14 protein-coding genes are annotated in these 14,230 nt (G+C 51.3%); 2 read left to right on the top strand and 12 right to left on the bottom strand.

The window, feature by feature from the left end; translation table 11 throughout:
* Nucleotides 1–53 precede the first annotated feature (53 nt).
* Complete coding sequence (locus tag ACN0YN_RS07680; RefSeq protein ID WP_417384418.1) at nucleotides 54–473, top strand: hypothetical protein; 420 nt, start codon at nucleotides 54–56, stop codon at nucleotides 471–473.
* 132 nt (nucleotides 474–605) lie between these two features.
* On the opposite strand, the gene ACN0YN_RS07675 is transcribed toward ACN0YN_RS07680, so the two are convergent.
* The 8 genes from ACN0YN_RS07675 to ACN0YN_RS07640 form a co-directional block, all read right to left on the bottom strand.
* Nucleotides 606–818 (bottom strand): hypothetical protein, encoded by a 213-nt coding sequence (locus ACN0YN_RS07675; protein ID WP_417384417.1) that lies wholly within the window; start codon nucleotides 816–818, stop codon nucleotides 606–608.
* A gap of 313 nt (nucleotides 819–1,131) precedes the next feature.
* Entirely contained in the window at nucleotides 1,132–1,989 is an 858-nt protein-coding gene (locus tag ACN0YN_RS07670) for an FHA domain-containing protein (protein WP_417384416.1), read from the bottom strand.
* Between the two features lie 434 nt (nucleotides 1,990–2,423).
* The gene (locus tag ACN0YN_RS07665; RefSeq protein WP_417384415.1) at nucleotides 2,424–3,197 is read right to left on the bottom strand and encodes a lipoate--protein ligase family protein; all 774 of its coding nucleotides are present in this window, start codon (nucleotides 3,195–3,197) and stop codon (nucleotides 2,424–2,426) included.
* 49 nt (nucleotides 3,198–3,246) lie between these two features.
* Nucleotides 3,247–4,716 (bottom strand): aminomethyl-transferring glycine dehydrogenase subunit GcvPB, encoded by a 1,470-nt coding sequence (gcvPB, locus tag ACN0YN_RS07660; RefSeq protein WP_417384414.1) that lies wholly within the window; start codon nucleotides 4,714–4,716, stop codon nucleotides 3,247–3,249.
* A 65-nt stretch (nucleotides 4,717–4,781) separates the two neighbouring features.
* The gene (gcvPA, locus tag ACN0YN_RS07655) at nucleotides 4,782–6,137 is read right to left on the bottom strand and encodes an aminomethyl-transferring glycine dehydrogenase subunit GcvPA (RefSeq protein WP_417384413.1); all 1,356 of its coding nucleotides are present in this window, start codon (nucleotides 6,135–6,137) and stop codon (nucleotides 4,782–4,784) included.
* 181 nt (nucleotides 6,138–6,318) lie between these two features.
* Nucleotides 6,319–6,705, bottom strand: coding sequence for a glycine cleavage system protein GcvH (gcvH, locus tag ACN0YN_RS07650; protein ID WP_417384412.1), 387 nt, complete (start codon nucleotides 6,703–6,705; stop codon nucleotides 6,319–6,321).
* Nucleotides 6,706–6,991: 286 nt separating this feature from the next.
* A complete protein-coding gene (gene rpiB / locus ACN0YN_RS07645) occupies nucleotides 6,992–7,447 on the bottom strand; it encodes a ribose 5-phosphate isomerase B (RefSeq protein WP_417384411.1) in 456 nt (151 codons plus the stop codon).
* A 302-nt stretch (nucleotides 7,448–7,749) separates the two neighbouring features.
* Nucleotides 7,750–8,859, bottom strand: a complete 1,110-nt coding sequence (locus ACN0YN_RS07640) for a Sua5/YciO/YrdC/YwlC family protein (RefSeq protein ID WP_417384410.1) — start codon at nucleotides 8,857–8,859, stop codon at nucleotides 7,750–7,752.
* Nucleotides 8,860–9,243: 384 nt separating this feature from the next.
* On the opposite strand from ACN0YN_RS07640, the gene ACN0YN_RS07635 reads away from it, so the two are divergent.
* On the top strand, nucleotides 9,244–9,999 hold the full coding sequence (locus tag ACN0YN_RS07635; protein WP_417384409.1) for a class I SAM-dependent methyltransferase: 756 nt from the start codon (nucleotides 9,244–9,246) through the stop codon (nucleotides 9,997–9,999).
* On the opposite strand, the gene ACN0YN_RS07630 is transcribed toward ACN0YN_RS07635, so the two are convergent.
* The 4 genes from ACN0YN_RS07630 to ACN0YN_RS07615 are packed head-to-tail and all read right to left on the bottom strand — an operon-like array spanning nucleotide 9,990 to nucleotide 13,830.
* Entirely contained in the window at nucleotides 9,990–10,910 is a 921-nt protein-coding gene (locus ACN0YN_RS07630) for an inositol monophosphatase family protein (protein ID WP_417384408.1), read from the bottom strand. The two genes, ACN0YN_RS07635 and ACN0YN_RS07630, sit on opposite strands and share 10 nt — an antisense overlap.
* A 24-nt stretch (nucleotides 10,911–10,934) precedes the next feature.
* The gene (locus ACN0YN_RS07625; RefSeq protein WP_417384407.1) at nucleotides 10,935–11,864 is read right to left on the bottom strand and encodes an ATP-grasp domain-containing protein; all 930 of its coding nucleotides are present in this window, start codon (nucleotides 11,862–11,864) and stop codon (nucleotides 10,935–10,937) included.
* Nucleotides 11,865–11,899: 35 nt separating this feature from the next.
* Entirely contained in the window at nucleotides 11,900–12,850 is a 951-nt protein-coding gene (gene mch / locus ACN0YN_RS07620; protein WP_417384406.1) for a methenyltetrahydromethanopterin cyclohydrolase, read from the bottom strand.
* Between the two features lie 59 nt (nucleotides 12,851–12,909).
* Nucleotides 12,910–13,830: a dihydrodipicolinate synthase family protein gene (locus ACN0YN_RS07615; RefSeq protein WP_417384405.1), complete on the bottom strand. Its 921-nt coding sequence runs from the start codon at nucleotides 13,828–13,830 to the stop codon at nucleotides 12,910–12,912.
* Nucleotides 13,831–14,230: the final 400 nt, after the last annotated feature.

Here is a 14,230-nt window from a genome sequence, read left to right as displayed (position 1 = left end):
TTTGCCCCTGACAGCATTCTCAGGGGCATATTTATTAATTCAGGAGATACACAATGAAGTTAGTTTCAAACCTGTTACTGCTGGTATGTTTTACAGGTTTTCTTGTCGGGTGTGGTGGGGCTAGTGATGCTCCGGTGACTTATCCTGTTTCTGGAAAAGTGACCTTAGACGGAGAGCCTCTGCCGGAGGGAGATATTATTTTTCGCGATGTTGCCGGTAAAGCTGCCAGTGCTGCCGGTAAGGTTGAGAATGGGGAATACTCACTGCAGGCAACAGCGGGTAAGAAATCGGTAGTGATTACTGCAACAAAAGAGATCCCCGGCAAAACCGTTGTGGGTGGCGCCCCTGATGAACCACCGGTTCCTGCGGTCGAACAGTACCTCCCTGCGGAGTACAATGAGAAAACGACGCTGGAAGCTGATGTCAGCGATGCCGGTTCGAACGAATTTACTTTTGAACTGAAAAGTAAATAGCGGCTGGCTGAAGATTAATCTGTCGGTGTCGCAATACAAGAGAAACAAAGAAACGGGAGTCGGATTCTGATGAATTCGACTCCCGTTTTTGTTTTGATTGATTCGTTGAGCAATTTCGCTGTTGCTGGGCCGTTATGATTTCTGAATGCATTCCCGCGCCAGAATGCGCGCCTGTTTGAAGGCATGTTTGACCGTGTAGGCCCGGGCTTCCACCTGCTCCTCAGTATAATATTTGCCATGGTCACTCGCGGGGAGACCGGCGAGTGATAACGTCAGTGGCAGCAGGTCGAGGAATTCACGATATCGTCGCTGAATATCGTTGCTGGCGTTGGCTGAATCATTCACGGAAAGTATCTCCCTCTGGTTGACATCATAGATTGTGAATTCACAGAATCAGAACAGAACTGTTATGGTGACATTGACGCTACCGAAGCAGCTGTGGCAACGGAAATCCCTCTCCAGTCAATGGATCACCTCCCTGATCTTATTCTCTGATTCTGCCAAACACAATTCAGAAAAGCAATGGGAAGTTACGAATATCGAGCCTGTAGATGATTCCCGCTGAGGAAATCCAGCAGAGACACGGTCGGTTCCTGGTGAAGCGGCGGCGATGCCGGGAAGAGGTGTGCCGGAGAATACTGCAATCACTGTCTCGAAGTTATTTCTCAGCTTCCTGCTTGTTCTTCAATCCGGTCTGATCCGGTGGTGGCAGAGTGACGGGAGGCAGGTCCGGTTTCTTGCGTCCCTGTTCTTCTGCCTGTGGTGGTTGCGGATACTGTTGTGGGTAACCCTGAGGAGGCATCTGATACTGCTGCGGATAGGCAGGCATTGGCTGTTGCGGATAACCCTGTTGAGGATAGTACTGAGGCGGCATCTGGTACGGATAGGGCTGTTGACCAGGATGCATCTGCTGAGGAGGGTATCCATATTGCGGCTGTGGTGGATACCCGGCCTGCTGGGCAGCCTGCTCGTATGCCTGTTGCGCCTGACGCTGTTGTTCTGCCGTGAGAATCTGCGTATCCCCTTCATAAACTCCTGGAGCAGCAGGTGCCTCTGCAGCGGGAGCTGTATTTGTTTCGGCGGGAGGCGTTGTAGAAGCTTCTTCCGGTGTGTGGACGGGGATATCAAATACGGTGTCAGAGCCAGTCAGAATTTCACTGCTGGAAGGAGCTTGTGAAGCAGCTTCCGGTTTGTCTGGAGCTGTGGTGACATCAGCGGTATGTGACATTTGAATGACGAATTCCAGTTTACCAATCTGGATCTGGTCTCCATGAGACAGCTGTACTTCACCTTTGATGCGTTTTCCATTAACTGCGGTACCATTGGTACTGCCAAAATCGCGCAGGCGGACGCTATATTCATCAACTGTGAAAACACAGTGATGACGACTGACCATGTCGCTGTTGGGACGCAGATGACAATCTTCTTCCCGGCCAATCAGAAACTTTTTGCCATTGATGGGAATTTGTTTTCCATCATGACGACCGCCTACGACTTTTAACGAAAGCTGCAACATAAACGTTCACTCCATAAGTTTCAAACAGAACACTTCAAAGCTCTGAAAGTGGAACTGGTAACAGGAATTACCATCCATTTCCCGATCACCTTGTTTTCATTTTTGAATTTAGATTGGAAGAAAAAATGTGAAATGAACAAGAAACAGAAATGAGTGATTTACCATTGAATCTGAAATAAAAGGAGCTAATTACAATGCTCATCTGGCCCGCATTGTGTGGATCGACTCACTTTCATGTAAGTAAAAAGCCACTACTTTTTCCGTAACACGAAATCTCAATGAAATAAAAGTATGCATTACATCCTTAACGCTATCAGGCATTTGACGGAATGTCAATAACTATAAAACACTCATAATGCGTGTAGATAATTTATTAATAAACAATTAAATATTCTTGATTCTGATAAGTGGTGGTGATACTGCTTTTAGGCCTCTTATTTTCGTGATGTCCAGGCATCTGCTGTATATTTTTCTTTTTCCAGATGTTCAGACAGTACTGCTTCCTCGTCAGTCAGGATTTGAGACTTGAGCGGGAGGTTGAGCGCCTGAGAAATAGCGCGGGAAAAGTCAGTGGTCAGCGTTTTCAGAAAGTCGTTCTGATAGCGCTCAGGCTGTTCAGTCAGATTCAACAGGCCTGGAAACTCGGAGGCATGTTCCGATGTCAGCAGTAACAGGCTGCCGTGCTGGACAATTGCTCCACGTCTTCTACGTTGCGCACTACCCAGAATTTTTTGTCCCTGATACACCAGATCTCTTTCATCGCCGCGACCGAAACACAGGAAGGGTTCAGACTTCGATCGAAAAGAGATGCCTCGAAACTGGACCTGCAGGCCATGCGCTGCCAGAACATCAATGATGGGCTGGTGGATGGCGACATACAGCTCAGGTGGTGTTTTGGCCAGAGGGTGACTGCCGGGCAAAGCGAAGGAGTAAGTCAACTCGTGGTGATGTAGAATCGCTCCGCCGCCAGAGAGCCTGCGCACGCGAGGCAGGTCTTTCCAGTTTTCATCAGAATCTTCTGACACATTTTTCTGAAAGTACCCCAGTGAGATCGTTGGTTCATCCCACTGGTACCAGCGTAACGTACAACTGTCCTGGTTCGCCGCTGATTCCAGTAATGCTTCATCAACGGCCATATTGCGGCTCCCTGGCAGAGGAGCCGGCTCAATGATCAGGCGACAGTGATCCGGTTTTGCAGAGTGGGTCATGTCGGAACCAGACGAAAGAGTGAGTCACAGGAAAACGGACTGGAACAGTTTATTGAGGCTCACAGCATTGCAGGATCGGATTACGGGCGGCGACGACTTCGTCGGGCCTTTGAACAATCGTGCTGTGTGGTGCCTGGTGCAGAAACTCCGGGTCTTCTTTGAGGATTTTGATTATCGTTTCCGCAAAGGCATCGAGGGTTTCTTTTGATTCGGTTTCCGTCGGTTCCACCATGATGGCTTCAGGAACAACGAGTGGAAAGTAAACCGTGGGAGCGTGGAACCCGAAGTCGAGCAATCGCTTGGCAATGTCCATGGCAGTGATGCCATTAGCTGCTTTGGATTTGGAAGCGGAAGCCACAAATTCATGCATGCACAAGTCCCCATTCGGCACTGGCAGTACGTCTTTCAGTAAAGCTTTCAGGTAGTTGGCATTCAGAACGGCATTTTCAGAAACCGCTTTGAGGCCGGCTGCTCCCAGGGTTCTCAAATAGCAGTAACCCCGGACGAGGATGCCGATGTTTCCGTAAAAGGTCCGCACACGGCCAATTGATTTCGCTGGAGTTTCCAGAGTGTATTTTTCGGTTTCGTCCGCATCGGGGTGATACTGGATGACCGGAGCGGGCAGGAAGTCTGCCAGGAAATCACGAACGGCAATTGGACCGGATCCGGGACCGCCGGCACCATGAGGGCCTGTGAAAGTTTTATGTACATTGAAGTGCATCATGTCGCCACCAAAATCACCGGGACGTGTATAGCCCAGGATGGCGTTCATGTTAGCACCATCGATGTAGACGAGCCCGCCGGCATCGTGCACCATTTGTGCGATCTGCTTGATGTCTTTTTCGAACAGCCCCAGCGTATTCGGGTTTGTCACCATAAAGACGGCAGTCTGATCATCCAGATGTGCTTTGAGGTCTTCGAGGTCGACGAGGCCTTCTTTACTGCTGGAGAGCTGCACACAATCAAAGCCGGCAATCGCAGCACTGGCTGGGTTTGTTCCGTGCGCACTGTTGGGGAACAGAACTTTGGTCCGCTTTTCTCCACGATCTTCAAAATAGGCTTTGGCGGTCAAGAGGGCTGTGAATTCTCCCTGTGCCCCGGCGGCGGGTTGCAGAGAGACCGCAGGCAGGCCTGAAATTTCTGCCAGCATTTCCTGCATCTCATAAAGCATGCCCAGCATTCCCTGCAGATCAGCCTGATTCTGGTAGGGGTGCAGATCTACGATTCCCGGCAGACTGGCCAGTCGCTCGTGGCGCTTGGGGTTGTACTTCATCGTGCAGCTACCCAGCGGGTAGAAGTGGGTGTCGACGCACATATTCAATGTCGACAGATTGACGAAGTGACGGATGACATCCGACTCAGTGACTTCCGGCAGGCCGGTGGGTTCTGCTGCCAGTGCTGAAGTCGGGATCAGCTCACTCAGTGGTCGTTCCGGAACATCGGCTGCCGGAAATTCCGCACCGCGTCTGCCAGGTTGTGAGAGAGCAAATAAAGATTCAGTGGCCAGTTTATTTCGCATGGTATTGAATGCTGCTTCGAATTTTAAAAATGAAACTTGTTAAGCACTTGTTTAGATCAGGACGCTTATGCTTTTAACGCGTTGACCAGTTGATCGATTTCCGCGCGAGTTCTCTGCTCGGTGATTGCCACCAGCACAGCCGTCTGGAATTTCTCTGGAGCCTGCTGGTATTCGAACCGGGACAGTTCCGGACCCAGGTCAAAGCCGGCCTGTCGCGCCTTTCGCAGCAGGTAATCGGCTCCTTCAGAACAACTGACAGCAAATTCTTTGAAGAACGGACGCTCCGGAAACAGCAGCTCAATCCCTTCAACTGTCGCCAGCTGTTCGGCAGCGTAGTGTGCTTTCTGGCAGGAGAGTTCTGCGACTTCCCGAATTCCCTGTTTACCGAGCAGGGAGAGATAGACGGCAGCGCGAATCGCAATCAGTCCCTGGTTACTGCAGATGTTACTGGTGGCTTTGTCGCGTCGGATGTGTTGTTCACGGGCCTGCAGGTTAAGAACGTAACAGCGTTTGCCGTTGCGGTCGACGGTCTGTCCAATCAGGCGACCTGGCATTCTACGGACAAACTTTTCACTGCAGGAGAACAGTCCCAGGTAAGGGCCGCCGAACTGCAGTGGAGTTCCCAGTGACTGACCTTCAGCGATTGCGATGTCGGCACCGTAGTCACCGGGGCGTTTCAGAATCCCGAGGCTGATCGGATCGTAAGAGACGACCGAGAGTGCACCGTATTTGTGTGCGATTTCCGTCAGCTGCTCTGCTTCTTCCAGCGTTCCGAAGAAGTTCGGATGCTGGATGACCAGACAGGCGGTTTCTTCATTCATGGCCGCATCGACTGCTGCCGGATCAGCGGCTCCATCGACACAGGGAACAACGACGACTTCACAGTTCAGATGAGTGAGATAGGTTTCAACAACCTGTTGGTATTCGGGATGCAGTGAGCCGAGCAGGACCACGCGATTGTGTCGATTGGTGACCCGCATTGCCATGAAGGCGGCTTCACTGACACAGGTTCCCCCTTCGTAGAGGCTGGCATTGGAAACATCCATACCGGTAAGCTGGCAGATCAGAGATTGAAATTCAAAGAAGGTCTGCAGGCTGCCCTGGCTGGCTTCTGCCTGATAGGGGGTGTAAGCAGTATAGAATTCGCCTCGTCGGGCAATTTCATCAACGGCAGCAGGAATAAAATGATCGTAGGCACCGCCACCCTGCATGCAGACACGTGATGTCGGTCCGACATTCTTTGCTGCGAGACTGGTGACATGCGCCTGCAGTTCCATTTCTGTCAGAGCGGGCGGAATATCAAGTGGGCGGCCCAGTCGGAGCTCAGAGGGAATTGTGGCGAATAAAGCTTCCAGCGAGTCGACGCCGACGGTTTTCAGCATTTCCTGCTGCTGTTCTGGTGTGTTGAAGAGGTAGGGCACGGTTCACTCGATAAAAAACGTAAGTTTGGTAAACGCTGTTGGGATTATAGTCGCAGAAGAAACATGGGAACTCTGTTTTATCCATTTCCTGAGGGGAATTGAATGAATCGACTCCCTCAGGGCAGGGAAGTGCAGTGAACAGCATGTGAAAACAATTCACTGCCAGGATTACCTGATTACTTCAGTGTGCTTCGGACTCACAAAACTTTTTGTAGTCGTCCGCATTCATGAATTGTTCTACTTCAGCGGGGTTCGACATTTTGACTTTTGTGATCCAGCCGGCACCAAATGGATCATCAGACAGTGGCGACTGATCATCGACGAGGGCTTCATTCGCCTCAACAATTTCTCCACTGACAGGAGCGTAGAGGTCACTGACGGCTTTGACACTTTCGACTTCGCCGAAGACTTTGCCGGCTTCGCATGTCGATCCCACTTTCGGGAGTTCAATATAAACCAGATCGGTCAATTGATTTACAGCGAAGTCAGAAATTCCAACGGTCGCAATATCGCCTTCGACGCCGATCCATTCGTGTGTTTTGGTAAATTTTAAGCTGGCCTGATCCATGATTGCATAACCCTCTGTGTTATTTCTTTTCCCTGGATCTTGAACGGCTGAGACCCTGAAAAAAGAAGTCTGAAATTCCCTGATGACTCAACGTTGACGATACAGAGATTTGATCCATTTGAAAAGGAATCAGTGAGGGAAATTCCACGAGTCTCGCGGTATATCTGCCAGATCGGGAAATGCATTTTCCAGCCGACAGGAGTCTCAGGCACAGCGCAGCGGCAGGAGGTCTGACTGGCTGCCTTGAATGGGGAATATTCGTTTACACATTGGGAGAGAAGAGGCCTCAGTGCGGGGGCATATTCTCTTCTTCAACCTTTTGCAGTTTTTCCAGACGTCGTGCGTGTCTGCCCCCTTCGAATTCCTCTTTCAACCAGATTTCAATCATGCGGTTGACGAGTCGGTCTCCGAGCAGGTCAGCAGACAGACAGAGTACGTTGGAATCATTGTGCAGACGGCTCATCTGGGCGGTGATATCGTCGTGACAGGGAGTAGCACGCACTCCCGGAAATTTATTGGCGACGATACACATTCCCATACCAGTACCGCAGATCAGAATTCCCCGATCGATGGTTTTATCACCGATGGCTTTCGCGACCTTCACTGCGTAGTCGGGGTAGTCGACACTTTCTCCATCATCGGGGCCATAATCAAAGGCCACATGTCCTAACTGATTAAGAAGTGTGAGGATCTTGACCTTCGTGGCAAATCCCCGGTGATCACTGGCAACTGCAATTTTCATCGAAACTCTTTTGTATCAAGTGGCAAAAGGGTAGTTAAAAATAATGATAGAACCCTGATTCGGTCGTACGTACTAAAGTATTCCTGTTGTCATGATCTCTGAAGTGGATCAGGATTTATCTCAAACCCGGTGGGGGTTGATTATTTATCGTAACAAGTGAATTTGTGACGGGTTAACATTATCTTCATAATGGTAAGGTTAATGGTTTACCATCCATTATAGCAAGTGAGCTCTCACAGCTCATGTAGAAAATCGGGATTGAAAAAAGATAATTACGGGCGGGTGGTGGTTCAGGCAGCTTATTAATTTTGTGGTATGTTGATCTGGGAAATAATCTGGGTAAGGTGCTTTTCAATTTCATTTTTACACTCAATATAGCATTGAAAGCCTCCTCCGATGGGGTCGGAGACATCTTTTCCCTCGGGTGACAGGAGTTTGACGGAGCCTTCCAGATCCGGTCGTTCTGAAAGAATGGCAGCCCGGTGTCCCTGGGTCATGGTAAAAAGATGATCAGACTGGTCCAGAAGCCGTTCTGTCAGCGGTTGGCTTTCGTGTGCCTGGATATCGATCCCCTGTTCAGCCAGAATTGCGACTCCTTCCGGGCTGGGCGGTGCTCCCATGGCTGCGGCGAGCCCTGCTGAACCGACAATGAAGCCCCGGTCTGACAGTTCATCTTCCTGGCATTGCAGTTTATCAGCCAGTAATTTGCGGAACAGGCCTTCTGCCATCGGGCTGCGACAGGTGTTTCCTGTGCAAATAAACATATAAATTTCGCTGGAAAGGCGTTTCAGGGTGGTTTCTGTCACGACACCTGGTTGCAGGATTTTCCATTGATTGTCGTAAATGCCGATGATGGTGGACTGATCACCAAAGCGAGAGGCGCCATCATCGATCACCAGCGCGACATCGTCTCCGAAATCCTCGATGAGCGAATCCGCAGTCTGATATTTTGCATCTTCGTTTAATAACACCAGCGGGGAGGGGGAGAGACGCATGGCCTGAAAAATGATTTCATGGGCAGGAGCCCGGAGTCTCAAGTGATTTCCCGGGCAGATTTCAGACTGCACTTCAGGTGGAAGTTGTGAAAACAGGCTGCCTGGTTGCGGGCGTTCCAGTTCCAGAACGACAGGACCTGGCCAGCAGCGTTTGGCCAGTTTCCTTGCGAGAGGCGGCATATCGGGCAGATAATCCTGAGCCTCGTCAAACCCCTTTACACACAGGACCAGCGGTTGGTCTTTGTCAGACAGGGAACGCAGTTTCGTCATCGCGGTGGGGCTGAGGGACTGACCTGCGATCACATAAGCTGTTGCTGTGGGAAAAGCGACCAGTTCTCCTTTCGCCAGGTACTGGACAGCAAGGTGGATCACATCGCGGATGTCGTCAGTCTGTTTAAGATTGATCCGTTCGGTCATGAACAATTTAAGCCTTCAGTTGGTCGCAGAAATTATTATTCTGGCGCAATTCAACGGTCAAAAATGTTAAGAATTTCAGGTCCGCAACGAATCACGATCAACGTGTCACTACTGCGTTAGATTCGGTTAGAGAGAGTCTTCGTTTACCCTGATAATAACGGGCTAAATTCGATTGATCAAGCTGCTGGAAAAATTGATATTCATAAGGTATTATCATTGGACCGTTTATGACGCTTACAGAAGAGGTCTTCTTTAGAGAATCTTAAGAAATTTGGAAATCATAACGATTTCCCGTTTCCAGATCGTTAAGATGGCTTCGATTAGCAGGTCGGGGTTACATCCCTCCCTCAGACAGTTCTCCTGATTTGATAAGCAATTCGAACTATGGCTCCATTAAGTTCTCCGCGTAAAAATACCCCAAAACGTCTACGTTTAAAGCAGTCTTTGCGTTCTCTGATTGAATTTAGGGGTGGCGACCAGATCGACCAGAGCCAGTTTCAGTCGACGACCCGCAAGCTGTATGATGGTCCCGCTGGTGCCGTTCTCTATCTGGCGAGCAAATTGTCGCTGCATGACCCGCTGGTGGGCCGAATTATCAAGACGCGACGTTTTGACGTGACAGAATTTCGCAGTATTCTGGATATTGGTTCGGGAGCCGGACAGATTCTGGGGCATTTACTGCGCGAAACGCATCCTGATGCCCGGCTGGTCGCCTGTGATCTGTCGCATCAGATGTTGAAACGGGCCCGGGTCCGCATGGGCAGTCCCCGACCGAATTATCTTTCAGCCGATATGACGAATCTCCCTTTTCAGGATGGATCGTTCGATTGCGTGACCTGTGGCTGGGTGTTGGAATACGTGGCTGATCCCAAGCATGGTCTGACGGAAATTCATCGCGTACTGCAGCCGGGCGGCAGTCTGTTTCTGCTGGCAACCGAGGACAAATTCTCCGGTATGCTCAACAGCCGCACCTGGAAATGTCGTACCTACAACCGGGTGGAACTCAAACAGGCCTTCGAAGAATCAGGTCTGCCCTGGAAAGAGCAGCACTGGTTCACTCCCATCCATCAGTTTCTGAAACTGGGAGGGATTATTGTGGAAGCCACCAAGCCTCTGGAACCGACTGAAATTCAGTCCTGATAGCGGACTTTGCTCCAGTCTTTTGCGAGATTACAGAGTGTCTGGAGAGTCTCCGGATTGGCGCTGCAGGCAGTGATGCCAGGCAGTCGCAGCATGTCGGCTCGCTCATCCATCCAGTGTTCATGGAAATTGACCGATTCTCCGTTATGGACCCAGACCGCATCTCCGCCCAGAATCCGGGCAATATGCAGCGAAACCGGGAAGTCATAGACATTTGGTGTATGAATGAGTGAGCCGCCGAATGCGCCGGTTGCCAGGTGGTCATAAATACTGCCGGGCATCTCTTCAGGGGGTACTCCTTCCAGCCCGGTTGCGGTGACGAGTTCCGCATTGGAGGTGTCGTTATCCTGAAATCCGATGAGATAGATTTTCGGGGAATCGGGACGTGTGGCAGGATCGATGGCAGGCATGTCATCCAGAACCTCACGAGCCGGTCGACTCAGGTCATCGGGGCCACAGGCGACACTCTGGTGGACTGCTTCCACCCAGGTTCCCTGTTCTCCGGTCTCGGGAATATAAACCAGTGAGTAGTGCACGGTTTCACTGTCGCGCAGATGAACCATCACACAATAGCCGTCGGCCGTTTTATCGCGATACTGTTTCGTGCCATCAATGGGGTCGATGGAAATGACATAGGGTGAGTCCTCGGAAAAGCGATGCAGGTCCCCCGTTTTTTCTTCTGCTTCGATACGACAGTTGCGAAAGATCGGATCACGGTCGCGTAAGGCAGCGACAATCAGTTCCTGCAGAGTCAGGTCTGCCAGCGTCAATGCGTCAGTGAGTGCACTGCCTGAGGTCTTGTTTTCGACGGCAATATTGAAGTGCCTCAAACGCTTGGCAATTGCTCCCGACCAGCGGAGAATTTCAGGCAGATGGGTTTGCATAGCGGTCAGCAGTGCGTTCAGTTCCATGTCAAAACTCGATTCCGAAAGATTTTATGTTTCAAGTGACTCAGAAGGTTTATTGTTTCGTTTCTGTTCCAGATATTCAATGACCAGCGTCGCGACATCAATGTGTGTTGCTGACTGAAAGCCGCGCCAGCCTGGTACGGCATTGACTTCCAGCAGATAACACTCTTCAGGCGCGTCGGCAGGAGCGAGCAGGTCGACTCCTGCAAATTCGGCATCGGTGAGCGCTGCTGCCCGGATTGCCAGTTCGACTTCCCGATCGGTCGGATGATAGAGTTCGGCCTGTCCCTGGCGAGAAACGTTCGTGCGAAAATCATTGTTGCCGTGTCGGCGGATAGCACCGATTACTTTCCCGTTCAGGAGCAGAATACGCACGTCATAGCCGGGATGAGCAATATACTGCTGCAGATAAATCACTGCCTGCGTGCGTTCCAGCGTGCGAAATGAGCGATAAGCGAGATCGGGATCGCTGATGCGAAAAATGCCTCGTCCTTCCGAGCCAAACAGCGGTTTCACGACAACGTCGCCCCCCATTTCTGAAAAATGCTGCAACGCTGCTTCCGAAGTTTCACAGATCGCAGTGGCAGGGACAGGCAGGCCGGCGGCTGCGAGTCGGGAAGTGGTCAGGTATTTATCGACCGCACACTCGATGGCACGAGGCGAATTAAACACGGTGATTCCTGACTGTTCCAGTCTGCCCAGCAGATCCATGCGAAAGACGACCTGTTCCAGTGAACCGGGCGGCATCGTGCGAATGATCAGGCAGTCAAAATGCGGCAGACGGATTGGTGTCTGTTCTGCATCATAACTGAAGAACTGTTCGCGGGCTGCGTGATTAACGAAGGCAGCCATGTCGCGGAATTCAATTTTGGATGCTTCGTGTCCTCGCGCGCGGGCCGCCTGCTGGAGTTGATCGCAGTACCAGCTGATCTGATTTCCCAGAATGGCAATCTGCACGAAGGTGAATCCCGAATGAGCCAGATACCGAAAAGTTAAAACCCGAAACTGTTTTTCAAAAGCCCGGTATTCATCTGGCCGAACTGAAATACATTTCCGGTATCCAGATTCTGGAAGATGATGACCGCGGGACTGAAGAAACTGGGGTCAATTTCATAGAAGTCATGATTGGCCTCTGCAAAGACTTCCAGAAACGGTTTTCCGTAACAGGCTGCGGAACTGGAAGGAAGGCTGGGCCCGATTTCCTGCAGTGATTCATCATCGCCGGTGACCCACAGCGTGACGGAACCACCATACAGGATGGAATCGTTGGTGCGTCCGATGCCTGTCAGATGATCTTTGGCGACCGGTGCCAGGGGGGCCGTTCCGAATCCTGCCTGTACCCGATGTACGTCAAACTTGCATTCCAGCAGTTTGTGCATGGCGGTTTCGACGGAGCGGGCGATGACCTGGATATTGCCGGCGATACTGGACGTGGGGGCGACCAGTAACACGATGTCTTTGGGGTCGACTCCTGTTGCCTTGGATATTTTTTCAACCACATCGACGCCTGGTAAAGTGTTCGCTTCCAGCACTCCGACGGTTTTGGCAGGTGATTCACCAAAGGCGAGCACTCGATACAGGTCTTCCACCTCGGCAGCTGCCCGCATCGGGCCGGAGCCCATTGCGAAAAATTTATCGACGTCAATTTTCCAGCCGGCATACTGACTCAGCAGGCAGGCTTCGACGGCGTGATCGGTCTGCACCTGCAGGTAGGGTAAAGGGAGTGCTTCCAGTTCTCCCGGAATCAGTTGAATGTCACAGAGGTCGGCCATGCAGATGCGCGCCAGCAGTAATCCGGCCTGGAGACCAGCGGGAGTTTCAATTCCACAATCCACAACGATCGCGCCGTTCTGCAGGGCATGCGGAATGACTTTCAGCTCACCCGCTCTGGCAAGCAGCTGTTCGGTCAACAGGCACGCTCGTTCGTTTAAAACTCCGCTCATAATGTTTCATTCAATTCGAAGTACTGGGGAGAAAAAAGATCTGCGTCTGGAGAAGGCAATTACAGGCAGCCGACTTCTGTCATAATCGTACGGGTACGTTCAATCAGTTCGGGGGTGCAGGCCGGGAACGGGTGGAACATGGTATCGTGTTCGATCACGCCACGCAGACGGAGAGCGGTTTTCATCGCGCCAATGATGTAACCTACATTGATGGTTCCATCAGGACAGACGAAGACTTCAAACAGGCGGACGATGTCTTCCTGGAACCGAACTGCTTCCTGGTGGTTGTTAGCAGCAGCAGCTTCGTAGAGCTGGACGAACAGCTCCGGCCCGACGTTTGCCAGTCCGGGAACGGTTCCATCGGCACCGGCCAGCACCACAGCGTGGACCAGCATTTCTGCGCCGGTAAACAGCTTCATGCCGGCCGGCTTATTGGCTACGAGACGATGAAAACTGACGGCATCTCCGCTGGAGTCTTTGACGCCAATCACGGTGCCTTCTCGCCCCAGCGTCATCAGCGTGTCCATTTCGATTTTGACTTTTGTCATCACAGGGATGTCGTAGGCAAAAATGGGGATGTCGACGGCTTCCCGAATCGTGCGGTAATGGACGAGCATGTCGATCTGTCGGGCCGGGTAATAAAACGGAGGGCAGACGACGATGGCATCGGCGCCCTGTGCCTTCGCGACTTTCGCCTGCTCAATAATCTGTTCGGTTCCCGGAGCAATCACTCCAACCAGCAGCGGAACGCTGCCATCCACAACTTTGACGGCGATTTCAGTTGCCTCGTGACGATCTGCATCACAGAGCAGGGGCCCTTCACCCGAAGTGCCAAACAGGAACAGTCCGTGGGTCCCCTTGTCGAGCATGAACCGGTAAACGGATTCAGCAGAAGCGGCGTCAAGTTTGCGATCGGGAGTCAGTGGGGTAATAACCGGAGGGAGCACTCCCTTCAGTTGTTCAGAAAGGTTGATTGCCATGAGATCTCGTACCAGAATCTAAATTCTAAACAATCAGGGATCTATACTGGAAACTGCGGAGCCGAGCGTACCGACTCAGCCAGGTTCCTTTTTCCCTGATAACGTATCTGCTGAACCTGGGAGCAGATTCAGTCAGAAATTAATTTATACCAAACTGGATTCCAGGATGCGATGAACCAAGGGGCTTGAGTGCAGGAATCTGGCAGTCAGGCTGGTTTTGACCGCAAATCAGGTGACTTTACTGCTGGTCGGGCCGGTTCTGAGGGATATTCTGGATTTTCGCTATCCGCAGTCTGCACAAGCTCCAGAAACAAACAGGTCAGCCACCATGATTCAGCAAATTTTGTATCCGTAATTAAAAAAAGAGCTGGAGAGCTCTCAAGGCGGCTCGATATAATTG

The organism is Gimesia sp. (assembly GCF_048260065.1).
Taxonomy (GTDB): Bacteria; Planctomycetota; Planctomycetia; order Planctomycetales; family Planctomycetaceae; genus Gimesia.
Note: the sequence above shows the minus strand (reverse complement) of the source record. Positions and strands in the feature narration are given on the sequence as shown.

Bases quoted from the DNA above. Each gene is read 5' to 3' on its own strand.
- mch (WP_417384406.1), bottom strand. From the start codon at position 12,850: ATGAGCGGAGTTTTAAACGAACGAGCGTGCCTGTTGACCGAACAGCTG.
- ACN0YN_RS07615 (WP_417384405.1), bottom strand. From the start codon at position 13,830: ATGGCAATCAACCTTTCTGAACAACTGAAGGGAGTGCTCCCTCCGGTT.
- ACN0YN_RS07670 (WP_417384416.1), bottom strand. From the start codon at position 1,989: ATGTTGCAGCTTTCGTTAAAAGTCGTAGGCGGTCGTCATGATGGAAAA.
- gcvPB (WP_417384414.1), bottom strand. From the start codon at position 4,716: ATGCGAAATAAACTGGCCACTGAATCTTTATTTGCTCTCTCACAACCT.
- ACN0YN_RS07665 (WP_417384415.1), bottom strand. From the start codon at position 3,197: ATGACCCACTCTGCAAAACCGGATCACTGTCGCCTGATCATTGAGCCG.
- ACN0YN_RS07680 (WP_417384418.1), top strand. From the start codon at position 54: ATGAAGTTAGTTTCAAACCTGTTACTGCTGGTATGTTTTACAGGTTTT.
- rpiB (WP_417384411.1), bottom strand. From the start codon at position 7,447: ATGAAAATTGCAGTTGCCAGTGATCACCGGGGATTTGCCACGAAGGTC.
- ACN0YN_RS07640 (WP_417384410.1), bottom strand. From the start codon at position 8,859: ATGACCGAACGGATCAATCTTAAACAGACTGACGACATCCGCGATGTG.
- ACN0YN_RS07630 (WP_417384408.1), bottom strand. From the start codon at position 10,910: ATGGAACTGAACGCACTGCTGACCGCTATGCAAACCCATCTGCCTGAA.
- gcvH (WP_417384412.1), bottom strand. From the start codon at position 6,705: ATGGATCAGGCCAGCTTAAAATTTACCAAAACACACGAATGGATCGGC.
- ACN0YN_RS07635 (WP_417384409.1), top strand. From the start codon at position 9,244: ATGGCTCCATTAAGTTCTCCGCGTAAAAATACCCCAAAACGTCTACGT.